This is a genomic window from Bacillus sp. NMCC46 (genome assembly GCF_002998465.1).
Taxonomy (GTDB): Bacteria; Bacillota; Bacilli; order Bacillales; family Bacillaceae; genus Bacillus.
In genome coordinates this window covers 439,500-457,699 of the sequence record NZ_PVQZ01000003.1, presented here as the reverse complement: position 1 = coordinate 457,699, position 18,200 = coordinate 439,500, and the positions used below count along the sequence as shown (strand labels likewise).

Sequence of the window (18,200 nt, the reverse complement as noted above, 5' to 3'; positions counted from 1 at the left end):
CCTATTGTGGTATTTTTAACCTTTGTCCAGGGAAAATCCAATGCCCCGGCTGCTTAATATTGCGTTTGCTACGTTTAATCATCGCTGCTTTATTGGCATTCCAAATACGCCGCCATTTTGTACTGTCGCCATAAAATCTGCCTGAAATGGCCCATAGCGTATCCCCTTTTTTGACGGTGTACATTTTTGGTGGTGTTTTTGATGGTCTTTTCTTTTTTGTTTGTTTTGCTTTTTTCTTTCGTTTGATTTTCCTAGGCGATGCGGTTTTGTATTCCTTTAACTCGATCGTAAATTCACGATCGCCAATATCATATGACCCTTCTTTATGGGTGAAGCTTTCAATGCTGCACGTCATATTGATTTTTGTCCCCGTTACAATCAGCCGCACAGACTTCTTTGAACGCATCATTCGTTCTATTTTCGCTATCGCATTCTCCGGTGATGGAATGCTTTTATATTCAGCAATTGGCGAATATTTCTTAGGAAATAATGAGGTGAATGATACTTGCTTTGCCGATGGGACATCAATAAAGGTCAGTTCTCCAAAAGAAGCAACCTTTACCGTTTCATTTTGTACGTTATTTGTGATTTCAAGTTCGGATGGAAGGACAGGGAATCGCAACTTGTCCTTTCCTTGGGAAATCCACAATTGATACACTGATTTACCCATCGATCACGACCCCCTTCGTTCCTGTATGAAGCTCTACTTCCAGTTCATCTACGAGCATTTGTCTAATTTTTTCGACAAGCGATTGCTGATCTTGTCCATTATGAAAATGCTGATCCCCATTGAATTGAATGGTGATTTGCTTATTACTTGACGATGCTGTATGACTTGAAGACTGAGTTGAGGTGACTTGCTGCATTTGTGATTCTGGTAAAGGTGCAGACGCATTTGCTGGATCATATACTTGCATCCCAAGTGCCTTGGCTGCCTGCGTTAATAAATACCTTCCGCGAATACCTCTTTCTTCAGGAATGATCCATTCGCGTTTGTTTCCTTCACCGACTCTAGCAACCTGCTCCTGAGTAATCAGTCCGCCATTTGCGTAGCCTTTATAAGGCCCGCCTCTTCTCATACTTCGTAATCCCGGTGTATTGAAGACTGTTCCATATCTGCCCTTAATGTAGTTAATGGCTGCTACGGCATTATGAATTGGGTTCCAAATGTCATTCATACCTTTGCCTTTATTGGAGTTAAACGTCGGTCCAATGGTTTGCATTAAGCCTTTAGAAGGCGTTCCCTTTTTAGCGTTGGAATCCCATAAGTTGATTGCTCTCGGATTTCCATTCGATTCATGCTGTGCAATGGTCATAAGACCTGGAAGCCAGTTCATCGATGTGCCAGTTGCCATGAGAGCTGCCATGAGCCATTGCTGAACACTAAGACCTGAAGCCCCCATACCACTGAAAGCTCCGATTAATGAACCAGCCTGATTTTCAGCAAACTTTTTCACATCCACTGAGTCCAGCCCTTTAACGACACCGATCGATGCAAATTTCCCAAGACTCATCATGACGCGTGAAGGGGAATGAATGTCTAATTCCTCTCTAAACGCCTGCTCTACTTTCTTCGCCATTTCTTTGGCAGCTTGTGTGACTTCACTTGCTTTTGAACGCATGCCGTTGTTAAAGGCATCCATCATTCCTGAGCCCCAGCCTGGTGATTCTTGTTTTGCTTGCAGGAATGGTTGTTTGATGTGCTGATCTACGTATTGGCTAGTACCAACTGATGTGGCATTTTGACCTGTGGCAAAACCATTAACTGTTCCAGAACCCCAAGTTGGTGATGCTGTCATCACTTGTTGGTATGGTGCTTTTACACGACTTTGCAAAAAGCTGTCTGTTCCTGTTGGTGTCACCTGCTGACCATTCGCAAAAGCAGCAACTGTTTGCTGACCATACTTACCTGAGTCTGAGGTCAATTGAGCAAAAGGCTGCTGAATATTCTTTTGCTTCCATTGATCAAGTGTAATCACTTTTTGATTTAATCCTTGTTCAAAATCCTTATTAAATTGCTCGCCTATGCTGGAGGCTTGAATGTTCCCATTCATCGAGACCGATCCGTCTATTGAACCGACAGAAGATGATGAAGCTACAGCTGCAGGAGCTGGAGAGTTTGATACTTGATTTCCTGCCGCTCCGCTTGGCATAACAGACATTCCAAGATGAGAAGCAGCCTGGGCAAGCAGCATCTTCCCGCGCCCCCGGTTATTTTGAGTTGGAATAACAAATTCGTTACCAGCTTCTCCGACCCATGATAAGGTTGGCTGGGTGATATAACCGCCTGTAGCTTTTTTGTCAGGGTCTCTTCCTAATACCTTATTCACTACTAAATTAACAGCACCGCCACCCATATCAAAAATCTTTTTAACCCAGTCAAAAGCTTTAGAAAAACCCTCACTTATGGCACCTGCTACTTTTACGATCGGTGTCTGAATATTATCTTTAAACCATTTGGATAATCCATCCCATATATCTGTCACGACTTTATAAGCTTCTTCAAACTTTTTACCGAAACTGTCTTTAATGGTTCCTACCGTATCTACAAGTGGGTTCCATACATTTTCCATAAACCAAGACGAGACAGCTCCAAAGATTGATTGTATCTTTTTCCATGCATTTGATAATGCTGTCCAAATCCCTGTAGCGACTGTAACGACTGTGCTGCTTAGCGGTGTCCAAACGTTTTCAATAAACCAGCCTGCAACTGCACTAAATGTCTCTTGAATCCATGTCCAGGCATTCACTAAACTTGACCAGATGGTCGTTGCTACCGTAACGACTGTGTCGCTTAGCGGTGTCCAAACGTTTTCGATAAACCAGCCCGCAACTGCACTGAATGTTTCTTGAATCCATGTCCAGGCATTGACTAGACTTGTCCATATGGTCGTTGCTACTGTGACGACCGTACTGCTTAATGGTGTCCAGACATTTTCTGTGAACCAACCCGCTACTGTTGACCAAACTTCGACAATTTGATTTTTGATTTCAATGGCTTTTTGGCCAATCTTTTCAAATCCGCCGCCATCAAACCATTTTCCAATTGTTTCACCGATAGATTCTCCGCCCATACTTCCAGCGATGCCGCCTACTAGACCGCCGATGGCTGTACCTACCCCTGGAACTACGCTTCCAATAGCTGCACCTGCTGCAGCACCTGCCATCCCGCCAGCGATGCCGCCTCCAGTCGTACCGATCTTTTCACCAGCATTTTCTTTGTTCATACCGATTAGATTTGTTGCACTAAGTACACTTCCTAGAATAGGTACTTTCTTTAATAACTTGCCGCTCCCTTTACCTATATTTTTCACCGCATCCCCTAATCCACTTAACCCCTTGCTACCTTTCACTAAACCCGTAAGTCCGCCAACTGAAGCTGCGATACCCGCACCTTTCTTTAGTCCACTAGGGATTTTTCCAAATAATTTACCTGCATTTGTTTTCAGTTTCCCTAATTTACTTGGAGGTCTTCTATTCATTTCGGTTCTTGTTGTGGCATTTTGGTTTGTAGATTGTCTTGGTGATTGACCATTTCTATTTTTAGTTTTAGTAGATCCTCCCCTGCTTAAACCTCTTGCACAACAGGGGCAACAACTATTGCGAAACAAGCCTTTTCCACCTCGCGGCTGAGGTTTCGTTTTGGGAGCTGGATTTGTTGGTGCTGTTGTTGGTGCTGTTGTTGGTGCTGTTGTTGGTGCTGGAGTGGCACTTTCACTTGATTGATCACTTGCACCAAAGAGACGATCTAATCCAGTCTTCACCAATTGATCTAGTTTTTCTTCAGGATTAAATTTAATCTTCTCTTTAATTCTTCCGATCACATCTTGTTTGTAATCTTCCATTTTATTTTCAACCCAAGGAAGTGCTTTTTCATCCCAAAACTTTCTAGGACTCAATTTTTCCTTCACTTTGTCTGCAACGTCACCTGCATATTTTTGAATTTCATTTAATCCTTTATTGGCAAGGTTTTGAAGCCAACTCTGTTTAGATTCATCTGTTTTCACTGATGGACTAACAGCCTCAGGCTCTTTTTTTATGTTTTGTTCTTTCACAATCGACTCAGCCTGATCTCGTTTTTTCAACTTACTCTTTGCATTGTCTTGAACAGACACTCTGATTTCGTGTTTAGACATCGTCAAGCTTTTGAGTGTCTTTTTGATTCGTTGAATTGCAGCGGTGGCTTGGTCAACCATGTTTAATCTCATATAATACGTTCTGTTCATGAGCTGAAGGATAGATTTTTTGATCGATGACATTTTACCTGACAATTGATCGTTTAGTTTAAACGTCAGCAGAATGGGGCTTGTTCCCGCTTGTTTTAAACGGTTTATGCTGGATTTAATGACATCTAGTCCCTTCGCTTGAATGGATATGACCAGATGATTTGGGAGCATATTTAACTGATTGTTTAATGCTTTTAAATCACGATAGATTCCCTGGTCCAGCCTCATGGAAAATACTGAAATTTTCCGAAGCGATAAACTGAAGTTTCTTAACTTCTTTTCATCTATTTCCAGGTTTATTTTCACTGGTTTTCTAAATGGTTTTAGCTGCTTCTCAAACGTTTGAAATCGTTTTTGAATGCGCATAAGCTTCTTCGATACTTTGTCTTCTAATTCAAATCGTGCAGTGAGTTTCGCCAATTATTTCCCTCCTTTCTTTGCTTCTTTTTCTAGCATGTCTAGTTTGTAGCTGATGAGTCCGAATAGGAATGCTTTGAACGGTCTTGGTGATTCGTATAAATCTAGGAGTTCAGATGGGGAGTAGTGAAGCTCGTGCATGGCGTAATATAAAAACACGGCTTCTTTATCCCCATCTTTTATTAGTTTTTTGCTGCGTCTTCTAAATCTTCAATTTCGTCTTCGAATCCGTTGATTTCAATGGCTTTGTTTAACCAGTTCGCATATTCACCGCCAACTGACAGGACGCGTTTTGCTACTTCAACTGGATCTTGTGTACTGTAGGCTTCCCTTAATTCCTTTGAGCGGAAATCTGGATAAATGGTCGATTCAATCGCAATTCGTGCGTAGAAGCGCTGACTGTCTAAGTCCTTTACGCGGCCTCTGCCTTTGACATTTTTGAAGGTCGTATTTTCTTTTTCCAGTTCATCAATGCGTTCAGTTGTAATGGCTTTAAAGACAAAAGGAATGACATTCCCTTTTTTATCAACAAAACGCTTAGAAATCGGTACTTTGACCTCTTCTGCTTCTACTGTTTGTCCTGGCATAAAAAATGAAAGATCAAATGTTTGTTTTTCGCTCATGTTTAAAAACTCCCTTTGTTATGTTTTTTTGAATGCAAAAAAGCACATCCATTTTTTGAATGTGCTTTCCAATCTTTTCATGTATAATTTAATTTGTACAATTGAATGGCTTGCTCAAGGGTGTCTGGCTCATCCCCGATAGGAAGGGGGTGATGCTCATGTCAACATTTCAAGCGCTTATGTTAATGCTTGCATTCGGGTCATTTATCGTTGCCCTGTTGACGTATATAGACAAAAAATAGACTCCCCTTGAGCTTTGGACGGTTGAAGGGAAAGTCTATCCTTAAAACTATCTAATTGATTAGCCAGCCCCTTGAGGGCCTCATTGTACATTGCCGGGATGTTGACGCATCCTGGCTTCTTTTTATTTTATGCAAAGTACTTTGCATGTAAACATATTTCTAAGAAACTTTTTGGGGTTACACAGTAACTCTTTTGTAGCTACTCTGTAACTATGAAAAATTATACCATATCGTTGAATAAAATAAAAATAACATATATTTTCGTCATTTGTATGCCTTTTGTTCATTAAAAGGAATTCTTCAGCTTTTCAGGAAGATCAAAGTCCTCGAACGTAAACGGAACTTCTTCTTCAAGCGCTTCTGAATCGACATCCAGTCCAGCAATTTTAGCTGAATCAAAGTTGACATCAAATAATGTCACACGCTCAGTGCCTCGGCCTGATGACTTATCGTCAATTACAGCCTGAAGAGTGAAATATGGGTCTTCCCCTTTTTTCACATAGTTGAGCATTAATTGAACGAAACGTGACGTGACTTTATAGAATGTTGCCGTTCCTGTTCCGTTTGCCCCTGTTGTTTTATGACCAGTCATTCGGCGGCCCATCACATTGACTTCTGATTTGTTTTTCTCCACGTTTGCTTCAAACGTTTTGATAAAGGCAAGCTCCTCACCTTCTAAGAAAAGACGACCTTCTTTACCTGAAATTGTATTTTGCGCTTTAAAAGCCATCTTACTTCACCTCCACATTGAAATAGAATTTTTCTGCTGCATCTACTGGTTGAACCGCTAGATCGATGATAAATCCATCACGATCTTCATTGAGACCGATCACGATATCTGTTTCTGAGTTAAAGCCTGTAATGCCGCTGCCATCTTGAAGCTGTGTGAGATACTGAGTAATCAGTGTTTTCACAAGCTGCACCCCATCATCTGATGCTGGAATGTCATTGCCATTGGCTTTGCGTAATTTAATCAGATTTTTTAATTCGAACGTCAAATCATTGTTGATCGCATCAAGCACACGAATGATTTTGTTTTTCGCCATTTGCTGGTTCTTTTCAGCTGTAAAGCTTGTCAAGGAGTTAATATCTTTTTCAACACTCACGGTACGATCTCTCGCATCAAAGGTGAACAGGAACTCCCCTTGTGATAATCGGTATTCTACTTGATCATTATCAAGGCGTTCTAATGTATCCACTGCTCCTTCGTATTCTACAAAGGTCAGTGACTGATTGAAGTTTGCACCTGCACTTGCACCTGCGACCCATGCTGTTGCTTGAGCAGGCGTTAGTTCTGTTCCATCTTCCAGCACAACACCGCTTGTCACATTGATGATGCCTTCTTGGTCAGCTGCATAGTTGGCCACAACTCCTTGCACCTTACGTCCTTGCTTATCACGTAAACGCTCGATAAATGAAGCGAAGGTCGCTCTTAATTGCTCACTATTATCGATCGGGAGAGCAATAACATCAAAGTATTCTGTTTCTGCTGCTTCTAGGAAAGCTGTATAATCTGCGACACTTGCCACACCATTTTTCCCACCGCTTAGTGCCACACCAGCCGTGATGACGGCTTCACCTTCACCAGAAAATTGAACATATTTGTTTTTCACAAGATCTTTGACATCCGTGACAACCTGCTTATCCACAATATCTGTTCCAAGATAAGTGATGACGTCACGCTTTGTGCTATCAAGTACATTTTCTGCCACTTGTACAGTGATCTCATTTCCTTTTAGACCGCCATAATTGGCTGTGACCACAAAGTTTTCTGCGATTTCAGCTTTGGCTGGCTCCCCTTCGTTTAGGCGGTAAAGCAAGACCGTTTGTGCTTTTTTCTTTGCTTCACGGAAAAGAAGAAGCGACTTGTCATCAATATTGAGTCCAACCTTTTTATTTAAGTCTTCCATATTTGAAACGGAAATAAAGGTTTTTGGTTCTCCCCAGCTCATCACAAGAGGAAGTGCCACCGTACCTCGATCGCCTAAAGTAATTCGCTGCTCTGCTGTTGTTTTAAAATTAAAGTAAATGCCAGGACGCTTTTTCTCTGTACCTGGTGTAAATGTGCCTCCGTTCATCCTTTAAACCTCCTTGGACAAAAAAGCATCAATGTGCTTTTTCGCTTCTGTTTTTGTAATTGGTTGATGTTTGATATAAAAAAGAGCACCTTCAAGGATTTCTGGTTTAACCCCAAAAAGATCCTTACTGTGCTCTTTTAAGGCTTCAAATGAAAAGCCAAATTCTTTTTCTTCGCCAGCTGTTTGAGCGGGCTCTGCTTTTTTAGTCTTGCTCACGTTTGATCACTCCATCTGAAAAGTTGATATCTTCAAGGCTTGCTTGTTTGTCTCGGTTGTACCAATAACTGCTATCCCACGTCAGGACAATCGCTGCTACGCCTTGATCTATCATTCTGGTTTCCACTCTTTTTATGCGGACATAATCATCAAGCACCTCTCCATCTTCACTCATCATCTGAATCATTTGACGATCAGCAAGCAATGCATCAACAATTGTTTCTGCCGCGTCATGCGCTTTTTCTGTATCCATATGAAACACTTTCACTTGCAGCGAATAAGATTTCATAAACGTAGATACCGTATCTGGACCGCTGATGACTGTTACGGGCGGCACATAAACGGATGGCACTTGAAAACGCTCTGGCAAAAGTCGATCATACATTGTCACAGGAAAGTGTGTGTAAATATAATGAATGATTGCCCCGACTTCTTGATTCATTTCATCACCTCCCAAAATGTCGATCGAACCAGCTTTGAAGCTTTCGATCCAGCGACTGTTCAAACATTTGCTCATAGAGCATGACAGCATGATCCCAGTAGCCATTTCCATCTATCCATTGAGAGGCAAGCATCATTCCTGTCTTTGCATTCGGATCATATTCAAAGCGGCTGCCAGCCCATCTGCCAGGCACCCATCTTCGCTCTCCACTTGAAGAAGTAGCATGTCCGTCATTGACATAGGAGGCATATTCAAGCTGCGTTCCCACTTCAAGCGTGAGACCACCTTTTGACATAAGAAAATGATTCTCCTTGTCTCCTTGCGTAAAGGAGCTTAGAAGCCGGCCTGTATCGACAGCATTCTCCTTGATTAGCTCATCCTGAATGATGTCCAAAAGTTCTAGGCCCATGTCTTGTAGCCAATCTTGATATTTTGCCTTTAAGCCGCCGTCACACGCTGTTTGCAGCTGTGAAAGCAGCCGGTCAAGTCCATCAATTTTCATAGATTTTCCTTCCTGACTGCCATCACTTCAATGTGATGATTTTTCACTATTTTGGGCTGCTGCAACTTAAGTGAGACGCCGTTCCACACCATTTTGTCATGCAGGCGAATATCACTTGCTAAAGGGAGATGGACAAGATAGGACTGATAAATAACTGTATTCGGCTCTTCTTGCACAAGGGACTGATTCTTTTCTATGACATAACAAGCCAGATCTGTCAGGCTAGGAGCATCGGGATAGGAAAGAGTCATTTGTAAGTCATCAGCTGGAACCCCGAATTTTCCTCGGGAAGCCTCCTGATGTTCAAGGTGAAAAAGATCACAGCGGTCTGTTAATAAAGAGTGATAACTCATAATGATCTCACCTTTAATTTGGTACTGCCGCCAGTTAATGATGGTTCAATGTAATCGACAAGCAGGGCATATACATAAGGTTTGCCTTTCACTTGATCAGCTGCCTTCGCATATGAGTAATCACCCATTTTTTCTGACGTAAAGCCTTTCATCATAGATTCGTCATCATTCAGCATGGCAAAATATTGGGCCATTTTTAATAATGCGATTCTTGCTTTTTCAGGAAGGGGCTGATATTTTTCGCTTGAGAAATCATGACCTACGATCTGAAATACCGCAGCTTCGGCTTCGATAATATCTGCTGTCAGTCTTTCTACAGATCGATTTTTCACACGCTCAAATACAGAATAGGCTTGTACTTCTTCAGGAGAAATAATCATGGCCTGCCGTCACCTACTCTTTCACTTTCATCACTTTTGCTACAGCATCCTCTTCCTCAAATTTGCTGTCTAGCTTCGCTGTCAGGACAATAATAAATTTACGGCTGCGAATATCTTTTTCTACTTCAATTCGAATATTACGAGAAAAACCTACGATAATATTTTTAGGGTGTGTCAGCAAAATATCTGATACGTCTGTTCCCGCTTCGTCATATGGCTGCATATTGGCAAGACCTTTGACCGGCACACCGAATGCAGAAGAAAGTCCGCCTTGAATGACCGCATCTCCGAGATTTGTCTGACGGTTTGCTACTTGATCCTTCCACTCAACCTCTAAACTTGGGGATGTGTAGAAACGGAAATCCTGAGGTACACGTAAATATTTTGACGGCATCGCTTTATAGGCTTGTTTAAACATTTGGCGGCTAATTTCCGCTCCATTTGCATCAACAATATGAGATACTGCTTGTTTTCTCACGCCATCCATTTGGGCTAAAAATGGATCTGATGAAGTCGTATCCCCATTGACGATAAGCTCTTCAATATCGACCGCCGCTCGTTCAGCCAGCATTTGCATAATCGTCTGCTGGATTCCGTCTTTTTCAATATTGTTTTCAATGCTGTCGTAGGTCATGTGAATCTCTGCAATGACCTCTTTCGCATTTAGCTGGACAGTGCTTGTCGCTGGGACAACACGGTCTTTTGCATCAAGCGCTTGGCCTTCTTCTGCTGGGCGCAAAATACGCTGGCCAAAGCCGATTTTTTCGATTTTTTGTGAATCACTTTCCATCGGAATGATGCGTGCATCATTTAAAACGGTTGGTGTGTTTTGCATCATTCTAATGAATGTGTTGGATTGGGTTGCGTTCATGAGACCGCCGGTTTTTAAGCTGGCAAGTGTCATTTCAGCCTTGCGAATCAACTCTTGATTTCTCACACTGTTTCCTCCTTATTTAGGCTTATAGTAAGCCATCCCATATGGGTGTTGTCGTGTCGTTTTGTGTATCGTGGATTGTTTGTTTTGACATGCCCCGCGCCTTTTCAAGCATGTGAATTCGTTCTGAAATAGGCAAAAGCTGCTGCTCAAGCACTTCCTGCACCGCTGCTTTTTCTCTGCTGGCTGATTTCTCTAAGGAAGAGAGCTGCTGACGAATCGGTGCAACGACTTGCTCGAGCACTTTTTGGACAGGTTCTTCCCCGGTTTGATCTGTTTCTTGTTGTTCAGCCTGCTGTAAGACGTTTTCGATGGCCTTTTTTGCTTTTTCGAGCTCTCGTACTTGATCTGTCGTCAAAGCAGCATCTTCCTTTTGTACGGCGGCTGGCCTTTCACCAATCGTTTGAAGTACATCCTCTGTCTTCAGGATGTCCTGCATGATTGGAATGAGCTGTTCTAAGGCAGCTCTTACATCCGCCTCATCACCATCACTTGACTGTAAGGTTTCCAGCAGATGGTCTAAAACGTTCCAAAATGGTTGTGACATGTTTGCACCTTCCTCTTTTAAAAAGAAATTTTTCAGCAAAGAAAAAAGCCCTCTCTCATTCGTGCCTTGAGATAGAAGCTGATCTTGTTCTTCTATGGCGACGATGTCCGCCGTTCCAGCCATTGAATAGCCTGTAATGTGGCCCTTCTGAATTTGATCCCAAATCTCTTGGGAAGCCTTTGTCACAAGCACCCAAGACCCTTTTCGAATCAGCTCCCCGCCTACCTCTACATCAGCCGGAGCAATATACGATTCAACCACTTCGCCAACACCATCCTGAAAATCATGCTGCTTGTCAATATGACGGGCATCCTTCATAAAGCCGTGTGCCGCTCTTTCAATTTCCTTGGCTGTCATAAAGTCTTGATGTGCATCAGGCGTATTCGGTTCATACACGACACCGTACACGAGGCGATGAGCATCTTCAGCCTTTGTTAGGACACTGACCTCCTTTTGAAAGTCAGGCCGCTTTTTCTTTGCTTTCATCAAAAAGAATTTCTTCTTGTTCGCTGCTTTGTCCACGTAGGAAACATGCGTAATTTTAGCGTTTTTTAGTTCTCTTGGCATATGTTCACCCCCTTTCAAAAAAGTGCACGCGCTTCTGTTTATTTCGTCAGCTGGTCCGGCTCTGGTTGAGGCTTTTCTTCAGCTGATTTCATGCGGCTTTCTAAAGGTCGGTGATATAGTTCCTCAGGCCATTCCTCTAGCGTTTTTCCGAGAATTCTTCCTGCTAGATCGCGCAAATCGTTAGGTGACACTGCCCCAGCCTGAATAAATGGCGTCAGTACCTTGGCAATCTCTAATGGGTCTCTAAAATCAGGACCATTTAATAGAAAACGGACATGCCAAATATCAAGATCCGGCAGGAAAAGAGTATTGAGTTTTCCTGTGATGAGATGCCGTTCCGGCTGAAATACCTGCTCTTCTGTTGTTTTACGCGCCGTATCTGCTGTTGCTTTGTTATAGTCTTGAGACTCACCTGTATAAATTGGCGGCAGGCGAAACGCAGAGCGGATTTTGTTTCTTGTTTTTTCATCGTATTCTAAAAAGAGCGCATCTTCTTGCAGGATCTCGGCTAGAGATTTGAAGTTTACTTTGACATTTGAGACATCTTCTTCTCCCGTTAACCCTTTTTCTGTCGGTAAACCTTCAACTTCAAGCAATAGAAATTTATGTGCATGATCAGATCCTTCAATATCGTCCATATAATCTTGAAGCTGCTGATAAGAGGATTCTGACAGCATGCCATTTTCGACAATGATGGCACCTGGTACATGCCGCCCTTGTTTAAAATAAAGATAGTTCAGCTCCTCTGCCTTGCGAGCACCGTACATATTGACGATGTTGCCAATCCAGCGGGGAATCCCATATGTTCCACTGCCAATTTTAAAATGAATCACTTCTGTTGCGCGAAGCGGCTCTGGTGTGGTGTCATCGTATTTGCCTGTTTCACAGTGCAAAATGCGCGGATCACCATACTCCTTGAAGAAGACTTTCTTTTCGTTGATTACCTGTACATATTTACGGAATCGTTTCTTTCGATTCATTGTCTTCATTTCGCCATTTTCGGTGTACCTGAATTCGACGTCGACTGGCTCACTAAGCTTGCAAATGCGGATATGAAGCGCATCTAAATACTCGATTCCGGCCGGCTTTCCTTGTCCATCTCTCAGCACCTCTAAAAAACCATTGCCCGTTTTCTCTCGGTCTTCGAGGACATAGCCAAGAATCACATCAGCGGACTCATCATAGTTCATGTACTTCGTAAACTCTTCAAGTCTTGTCCATTCCTTTTCTGCAGCCTTCTTTTTTGCCGGTTTTACACCTTCTGCATTAAAGTCAAAAGCGTATTCTACCCCAAACCCAAAACCTAAAATATTGGTTTTGTACGCATCAATACATTGCTGAAGAATGGTTGAATATTCTGCCATGCTTTTTAATTCATTGATGTTGTAAGGAGGGGGAACAATGTCATCTTTTTCATAGGAAAATTCATCTGCATACATTTGTTTTGTATGATCAGACATGTTTGCCTTCATAATCGTTGCTTTCAATTGTTTCATTGTATGGACCTCCTCTCTCTGTTTGGACGGACACGCTCTGAGGCGGTCTGTTTCAAATCCGTCACTTCATAATCATCCAGCGCATACCAGATCGCTGATAATGTGTGCGGATCGATTTGAAATGTATCTTCCTCTAAACGTCCATCCTTATCTGCCTTATAGGTCAGTGATTGAAGTTCATAGATTGTATACGGACAAGCATCAGAGCAAATGATTTTCTTAAACCGTTTGATCTTTTTCGTATACTGCAAACGCGAGCCTTGGAACTTATGTGCTGCCACCATCTGAAATCCACGCTGCCGAAAATAGTGAATGGTTTTAGGCTCTGCTGCATCGGCTTTGATGAGTTCCTTTGATTCAATGAACTCTTTTAGATCAACGGCTGTTTCATCATCTGTTTTCCCGCGGTCGTAATATTCCCAGTAAATATATAAGTACTTTTTTTCATGATCGACGGCTAATCGAATGAGCGCATTGTACGATTCAACAAATCCAAAATCCATGCCTGCTCGTTTCAGCGGCCGGTCAATCTGGTGAATCGCTTCTAATACATCAGAATGATTTCTTACCTCAAATTGAGGAAAAACCTTTGTTCCATTGATGCCGAAATAGCCCTTCCTCGCAATTCGATAGAGGTCTGGGTCGTATTCTTTTAGCTCATCCAGCTGCTCCACATAGCTTTTAGGGAGAAATAGGTTATCTTCCGCTGTGGAGTGATGATAGTACGTATCCTTGATCACAACGGTGCGTTTTTTGTATAAGGTTTCGTCATCTAGGACAAATCGCTTCAGCTGTTCATCTCGAAAGAAATGTCTGTACGTCCAATTATCTTGACCAACAGGATTGGTCGATAACATCATATAAAGCGGTAAGGACGGATGCCTCAATCTTCCAAGCAGCTCTTTAAAGCCTTCATAAGAAACCTCTGAACACTCCTCAATCCAAATGATCGAGATGTTGTTGATTGATTTCAATTTCTCAGGCTTGTCCAGCCCTTTGAATAAGATGCTGCTGCCATTTCGAAACGTCAAGGCAAGCGGCGAACTGCGGCACTTCACCACATGATCGATGTCAAGATCGCTGACGATCTCTTGTAATAGAGAAAATGTTGATTCACGGTGCGTATCATATACTTCTCGAATGACAAGTGCTGTCCGTTTTTCTTCCAGCAGCTTTAAAATGAGTTTTAACGCAATGTGATAGCTTTTGGAGGAGCCGTAGCCGCCTACTAAAAATTGAAACTTCTGATTCCAATCGAATAGAAAGTGTTCAAAGTGAGGATTGACTTCTTTTTCAATCAATGGCGTCATGAGTTATCCTCTTTTCGCTTGATCATGATGTGAAGATCTTCCTCTTTTTCTTCGCGAACTGCTTTTTTTGTTTTTTCGATGGTCAGTTCAATTTGCTTTAGCCTTAATCTTCGTTCATCCTTCGCATGTGCGAGCTCTTCAAACTGTTTAATGAGACGCCTGAGCTCTCCCATTGCACGGGATTGGGCATTTAAAAAGGTGGCATGCCGATCCCACGAAAATTGAAACGAATATTCTTCTGTGCTGATTTCTTGTTCTGGCTGAATGCCTTCTACTGTTTCTTCTAATGAAGAAGGCATGTATGCCGCCTTTTTCAGCTCTTTGATCATGTCATCTTGATCTGACACATACATGATGCGCTGCGCCCGAATAATGGCAGCATATTGAATTTGAATTTGATCCCAGATTAAATCAAGCGATGTACGCCCGCCCATTTTCTCCATGATTTCAATTGTTTCATCTGAAAGAAACTGATTGAAGATCGAGTGTGCCTGCTTTGACGAACCTTTTTGCCTTTGCCATCCGTATCGTCTTTTCCATGATTTCACGGTATGGATCGAGACATTGTAATGATCAGCAATTTGCTGGTACGTCATCCCTTTCATATAATCCTGCTTGGCTCCTATCCGTTTATCTTTCATTTACATTCACCTGCCGCCTCCTTTTAATTTTTAATTCGAACGATTTCCTGTGAAGGAATCATTTGTGTAGGGCTAGCAAACATCCGTTTGGTCTTTCTAACTATAGGTGGCAACTGTAAGACAAGTGCTGCTCCATTTATTTTGTAAAAGAAAAAACGCCTATTCAGCTGCTTCGAATAGACGTTCTTGTACTTTTTTGGACATCTTTGTCCGAGCTCTCTCCATATGTTTTTGGACAGTTCCTTTTTTCACATCCAGCATAACCGCAATCTCGCTAAACGATAATCCTTGTGTTGTGTGCATGAAGAATACGTCCTTTTCTCGATCCGTTAAAACGGACAAGGCTTCGTCAATTCGTCTTTTGTCCCGCTCGCTGACATCTCTTTCATTCTCTTGGATGAGGGTATATTCATGTGATAAAGCCTCTAACACTTCTGGATTTGCTAGGATGGTGCGCTGATAGACTGAACGTCTGTCTAATCCTCTGCGTGCGCCTGGCTGTCTGCCGATTTGAAGCCATTCCACGACGTATTCGAGATCGCTGACCATACTGGCGATAATTTTTTTATCATGCTTCTCTTGATATGAAAGCTGTTTGTCTTCTTTTTCTCTAAATGGTTCATATCTTTTTCTAGCATCCTTTAATGCTCGTTTGTATTCGATAAGTAAATCTTGCATATTGGCTCTCTCCCTTTTTTAAGAAAATAAAAAACGGACACCAATCAGTCCCCTTTTCATAGGGTCTTGATCAGTGTCCGCAGGCTTTCCGTCTTGGACGTATTGTGTTGTGTTGTGATCTAGCTGATTTTAAAACCAATCTCGTGATCTACTCTTGCAAAGTGACCTTTTGCCGTTTGAATAATGGTTTTTCCATGTTCAGGTACATCCAACTTATAAGCCGTTCCTACATTCCCATCTAACACGATGACTTGAATTTTTCCTGTTTCCATCTCACCGACAAATGTCTGGTTTTCTTGAATGAATAATTGTTTTGGCTCGTTCATATGCTTGTCTCCTTATTTGGTGAGGATTTCGTGCCATCACCTATCGTATTTAAAATGATTTCAATTCTTGGACGCATACTATAAAACTGTGAAACTCTTAAATCGACAATCTGTAGAGGGACCTTATCCGCAATAGAATGAAGTGCTTCTTGAATATGTTGTAGTCTTGGCTGAAAGATGCTGACGTGCACCGGGCGTATCAAACCTTTTTCTGCGTATGTACGCTTGTTTTGACAGTCAGCTATGTCAAGCGGCATGTCGTCAAATAAGCGAATCTCGAGTGATAGTGCGCCTTTTATTTTATGCGGGCATTGTGCTTTTGCAGCTGCTCGTATTCTTTTTATCAATGTATCTTTTGTTAAAAACTCTGCCTCAATGATAAAATGGATGACCATGTTAGGATCTCCCGTCATCCTTTTCAAACTGACGGATGTCTTGTTCGTTTTTACTCGCTTTGAGCAAGCATTTGAGGATTGTCATAATTTGCTTCCATCGTTTCACGTCGCCTTGATTCCTCCTTTTTTGCTTCAGCGACCTTTGCCGCCAAGAGGTTCATGTATGTTTGCTTATCTTCTGCTGTGGAAAAAACAAACACCGGTTTCTGGTGATGAAAGGTCATCCAGCCGCCGGCTTGGACTAAACAAAGCTGCGCTTCCTTTCTGGCATCAAAAATCATCTGATGTTTCATCTTCTTCAAATCCCTCCAGACTGTCCTCAATCTCTGTTTGATATCCATAACGTTTCATGTCATATGACCAGTAGCTTTTTGGATATCCAAAGTCATTCATCTGCGCTACCATTGGATGTTCAATATTCATTTTGTTCGTCTCCCCTTTTCTAAGAAATGCTCTTCCTTTAGAGAATTACTCATTTCGTGTAACTTTTGGTCAAAAAAAAGCTCTTGAACACCCCTATTCAGCAGATCTGCAATATGCTTTGCGATTTCTAAGCTAGGCTTCGTTCTGCCCATTTCTATATTTGCATAGCCGCTCGTGTACTTATATCCTAATTTTTTCGCCATATAGGTTTGTGTTTTTCCTTGTAAAATGCGTTCTTCTCGTAAATGTTCAAGTTTCATCTTTCCACCTCTTACTCAATATGTGTAAGTTATATTCATTATGATAATATACACGAAACGAGTAAGTCAATCATTTTTTATTCTTTTTGTGTAATTATTTATCTTTTCCGTGTAATTCATGATAAAATTTACTCATAACATGAAAAAAGGTGTTTCCAATGGATAATTTGACTGGAAAGATTTTAACTGAATTAAGAGAGAAGCATGGATGGAGCAAGTCAACGGTTGCTAAAAAACTCGGATTAAAGGCGATGTCCACCTATGCAAATTGGGAATATGGCTTGAGAAAGCCCGACGGTGAGATGATTGTGAAAATCGCCGAGTTATATGGGGTCTCAACGGATTATCTTCTCACAGGTAAGGACAAAGGCGGAACTGATGCCGACCTTGCAGACGATCCTGATTTGCAAATTGCGTTTAAGGCTGCCTCCGATTTTTCCGAAGAAGCACGAAGACAAACCATCGATTTTATTCACTACATTAGAGAAAAAGAGAAGCAAAAAGGCCGTCAGCCAAAACAGCGAGACGACGATTGATGATCTCTTTTCATAAAGCTTTACATTGCTGGGATGAGCCCAGCTTTTTTTATGCCTCTTTTTCCCCTAAAAAAGAGAAGGCATATGAATAATATATGACAATTTTCACCATAAATACTCTTTTTTCTACATAATTTTATTGACATATAATTCTATTATTATTAATATATGTATATACCAAAAAAAGGAGTGTTACCGATGAAAAAATTAATGAAAGCTTGTACATTGTCTTTAGCTGCTTTAGGTGCTCTTACGTTCTTCCAAACTGAAGGTGCTCATGCAGCTGCACAGCCAAAAGAACCAGTCATAGCAAAAGCTCCTATTATGAATAAAGTAATTACGTTGACCCGTACGCTTCCTGTAGGTTCTTCGATCGCCGTCTCTCTTCCAGCAAGCCAAATTACTGTGACGGGCGCAACTTATGCGATTCAATTAGATCAAACAGCTCCAAACTTCACTTGGATTCGTGCCGTACAACGCGGTTCAGTGACGGTTTCTTACTATAATTCACTTGGAGAACGTGTGATTAACTATATTACTGTTCGATAAGCCATATTGCTTTACATATGAAAAGGCGATGACTTCATGATCATCGCCTTTTTGTGTGT

25 protein-coding genes are annotated in these 18,200 nt (G+C 41.8%); 3 read left to right on the top strand and 22 right to left on the bottom strand.

The genetic code is table 11. The features are described from left to right. Nucleotide 1: 1 nt before the first annotated feature. From C6Y01_RS11900 to C6Y01_RS11885, 4 genes are read right to left on the bottom strand one after another with little or no spacing between them, the layout of a single operon-like run. Nucleotides 2-670, bottom strand: coding sequence for a LysM peptidoglycan-binding domain-containing protein (locus C6Y01_RS11900; protein WP_095285860.1), 669 nt, complete (start codon nucleotides 668-670; stop codon nucleotides 2-4). Further along, nucleotides 663-4,646 carry a transglycosylase SLT domain-containing protein gene (locus C6Y01_RS11895; RefSeq protein WP_223249913.1) on the bottom strand — a complete coding sequence of 1,328 codons (3,984 nt, stop codon included), beginning with the start codon at nucleotides 4,644-4,646 and terminating at the stop codon, nucleotides 663-665. Before C6Y01_RS11895 ends, C6Y01_RS11900 begins: the two co-directional genes overlap by 8 nt. After that, nucleotides 4,647-4,784, bottom strand: coding sequence for a hypothetical protein (locus C6Y01_RS11890; RefSeq protein WP_095285871.1), 138 nt, complete (start codon nucleotides 4,782-4,784; stop codon nucleotides 4,647-4,649). Between the two features lie 41 nt (nucleotides 4,785-4,825). Then, nucleotides 4,826-5,266, bottom strand: a complete 441-nt coding sequence (locus C6Y01_RS11885) for a phage tail assembly chaperone (RefSeq protein ID WP_008344099.1) — start codon at nucleotides 5,264-5,266, stop codon at nucleotides 4,826-4,828. Between the two features lie 152 nt (nucleotides 5,267-5,418). Here C6Y01_RS11885 and C6Y01_RS11880 point away from each other — a divergent pair, with 152 nt between their 5' ends. Continuing rightward, nucleotides 5,419-5,508: a putative holin-like toxin gene (locus C6Y01_RS11880; RefSeq protein ID WP_081311383.1), complete on the top strand. Its 90-nt coding sequence runs from the start codon at nucleotides 5,419-5,421 to the stop codon at nucleotides 5,506-5,508. Nucleotides 5,509-5,794: 286 nt separating this feature from the next. Here C6Y01_RS11880 and C6Y01_RS11875 read toward each other — a convergent pair whose 3' ends face one another. From C6Y01_RS11875 to C6Y01_RS11795, 18 genes are all read right to left on the bottom strand, one after another. After that, the gene (locus C6Y01_RS11875) at nucleotides 5,795-6,238 is read right to left on the bottom strand and encodes a phage tail tube protein (RefSeq protein WP_003213309.1); all 444 of its coding nucleotides are present in this window, start codon (nucleotides 6,236-6,238) and stop codon (nucleotides 5,795-5,797) included. Between the two features lies 1 nt (nucleotide 6,239). Continuing rightward, nucleotides 6,240-7,586, bottom strand: a complete 1,347-nt coding sequence (locus tag C6Y01_RS11870) for a phage tail sheath family protein (RefSeq protein ID WP_106038240.1) — start codon at nucleotides 7,584-7,586, stop codon at nucleotides 6,240-6,242. A 3-nt stretch (nucleotides 7,587-7,589) separates the two neighbouring features. Next, nucleotides 7,590-7,802 carry a YqzN/YkzM domain-containing protein gene (locus tag C6Y01_RS11865; protein ID WP_003212736.1) on the bottom strand — a complete coding sequence of 71 codons (213 nt, stop codon included), beginning with the start codon at nucleotides 7,800-7,802 and terminating at the stop codon, nucleotides 7,590-7,592. After that, nucleotides 7,789-8,244 (bottom strand): phage tail terminator family protein, encoded by a 456-nt coding sequence (locus tag C6Y01_RS11860; protein ID WP_106038239.1) that lies wholly within the window; start codon nucleotides 8,242-8,244, stop codon nucleotides 7,789-7,791. Before C6Y01_RS11860 ends, C6Y01_RS11865 begins: the two co-directional genes overlap by 14 nt. Before the next feature lie 4 nt (nucleotides 8,245-8,248). Beyond that, entirely contained in the window at nucleotides 8,249-8,746 is a 498-nt protein-coding gene (locus C6Y01_RS11855) for an HK97 gp10 family phage protein (protein ID WP_034659743.1), read from the bottom strand. Beyond that, nucleotides 8,743-9,099 carry a YqbH/XkdH family protein gene (locus tag C6Y01_RS11850; RefSeq protein ID WP_106038238.1) on the bottom strand — a complete coding sequence of 119 codons (357 nt, stop codon included), beginning with the start codon at nucleotides 9,097-9,099 and terminating at the stop codon, nucleotides 8,743-8,745. The genes C6Y01_RS11855 and C6Y01_RS11850 overlap by 4 nt, the downstream gene beginning before the upstream one ends. Next, nucleotides 9,096-9,479 (bottom strand): protein YqbG, encoded by a 384-nt coding sequence (gene yqbG / locus C6Y01_RS11845; RefSeq protein WP_106038237.1) that lies wholly within the window; start codon nucleotides 9,477-9,479, stop codon nucleotides 9,096-9,098. The genes C6Y01_RS11850 and yqbG overlap by 4 nt, the downstream gene beginning before the upstream one ends. 13 nt (nucleotides 9,480-9,492) lie before the next feature. After that, on the bottom strand, nucleotides 9,493-10,416 hold the full coding sequence (locus tag C6Y01_RS11840) for a phage major capsid protein (RefSeq protein WP_034659746.1): 924 nt from the start codon (nucleotides 10,414-10,416) through the stop codon (nucleotides 9,493-9,495). A gap of 22 nt (nucleotides 10,417-10,438) precedes the next feature. Further along, complete coding sequence (locus C6Y01_RS11835) at nucleotides 10,439-11,527, bottom strand: XkdF-like putative serine protease domain-containing protein (protein WP_034659747.1); 1,089 nt, start codon at nucleotides 11,525-11,527, stop codon at nucleotides 10,439-10,441. Nucleotides 11,528-11,565: 38 nt separating this feature from the next. Then, nucleotides 11,566-13,023: a phage portal protein gene (locus C6Y01_RS11830; RefSeq protein WP_095285856.1), complete on the bottom strand. Its 1,458-nt coding sequence runs from the start codon at nucleotides 13,021-13,023 to the stop codon at nucleotides 11,566-11,568. Continuing rightward, nucleotides 13,020-14,321 carry a PBSX family phage terminase large subunit gene (locus tag C6Y01_RS11825; protein WP_189318700.1) on the bottom strand — a complete coding sequence of 434 codons (1,302 nt, stop codon included), beginning with the start codon at nucleotides 14,319-14,321 and terminating at the stop codon, nucleotides 13,020-13,022. Before C6Y01_RS11825 ends, C6Y01_RS11830 begins: the two co-directional genes overlap by 4 nt. 8 nt (nucleotides 14,322-14,329) lie before the next feature. Further along, nucleotides 14,330-14,974 carry a phage terminase small subunit gene (terS, locus tag C6Y01_RS11820; RefSeq protein ID WP_034659751.1) on the bottom strand — a complete coding sequence of 215 codons (645 nt, stop codon included), beginning with the start codon at nucleotides 14,972-14,974 and terminating at the stop codon, nucleotides 14,330-14,332. A gap of 159 nt (nucleotides 14,975-15,133) precedes the next feature. Then, nucleotides 15,134-15,652, bottom strand: coding sequence for a sigma-70 family RNA polymerase sigma factor (locus C6Y01_RS11815; RefSeq protein WP_106038235.1), 519 nt, complete (start codon nucleotides 15,650-15,652; stop codon nucleotides 15,134-15,136). A 119-nt stretch (nucleotides 15,653-15,771) separates the two neighbouring features. Beyond that, complete coding sequence (locus tag C6Y01_RS11810) at nucleotides 15,772-15,978, bottom strand: XtrA/YqaO family protein (RefSeq protein ID WP_034659753.1); 207 nt, start codon at nucleotides 15,976-15,978, stop codon at nucleotides 15,772-15,774. Next, nucleotides 15,975-16,373, bottom strand: coding sequence for a RusA family crossover junction endodeoxyribonuclease (locus C6Y01_RS11805; protein ID WP_034659754.1), 399 nt, complete (start codon nucleotides 16,371-16,373; stop codon nucleotides 15,975-15,977). Before C6Y01_RS11805 ends, C6Y01_RS11810 begins: the two co-directional genes overlap by 4 nt. A 50-nt stretch (nucleotides 16,374-16,423) precedes the next feature. Then, nucleotides 16,424-16,666, bottom strand: a complete 243-nt coding sequence (locus tag C6Y01_RS11800) for a hypothetical protein (protein ID WP_080869539.1) — start codon at nucleotides 16,664-16,666, stop codon at nucleotides 16,424-16,426. Continuing rightward, nucleotides 16,644-16,796, bottom strand: coding sequence for a hypothetical protein (locus C6Y01_RS18950; protein WP_162839377.1), 153 nt, complete (start codon nucleotides 16,794-16,796; stop codon nucleotides 16,644-16,646). The genes C6Y01_RS11800 and C6Y01_RS18950 overlap by 23 nt, the downstream gene beginning before the upstream one ends. Continuing rightward, entirely contained in the window at nucleotides 16,793-17,056 is a 264-nt protein-coding gene (locus C6Y01_RS11795) for a helix-turn-helix transcriptional regulator (protein WP_034659755.1), read from the bottom strand. The genes C6Y01_RS18950 and C6Y01_RS11795 overlap by 4 nt, the downstream gene beginning before the upstream one ends. 158 nt (nucleotides 17,057-17,214) lie before the next feature. Between C6Y01_RS11795 and C6Y01_RS11790 the strand changes: the two genes are divergently transcribed. Both C6Y01_RS11790 and C6Y01_RS11785 read left to right on the top strand, forming a co-directional pair. Continuing rightward, nucleotides 17,215-17,592, top strand: a complete 378-nt coding sequence (locus tag C6Y01_RS11790) for a helix-turn-helix domain-containing protein (RefSeq protein ID WP_034659756.1) — start codon at nucleotides 17,215-17,217, stop codon at nucleotides 17,590-17,592. 198 nt (nucleotides 17,593-17,790) lie between these two features. Then, nucleotides 17,791-18,141, top strand: coding sequence for a hypothetical protein (locus tag C6Y01_RS11785; protein WP_034659757.1), 351 nt, complete (start codon nucleotides 17,791-17,793; stop codon nucleotides 18,139-18,141). Nucleotides 18,142-18,200: the final 59 nt, after the last annotated feature.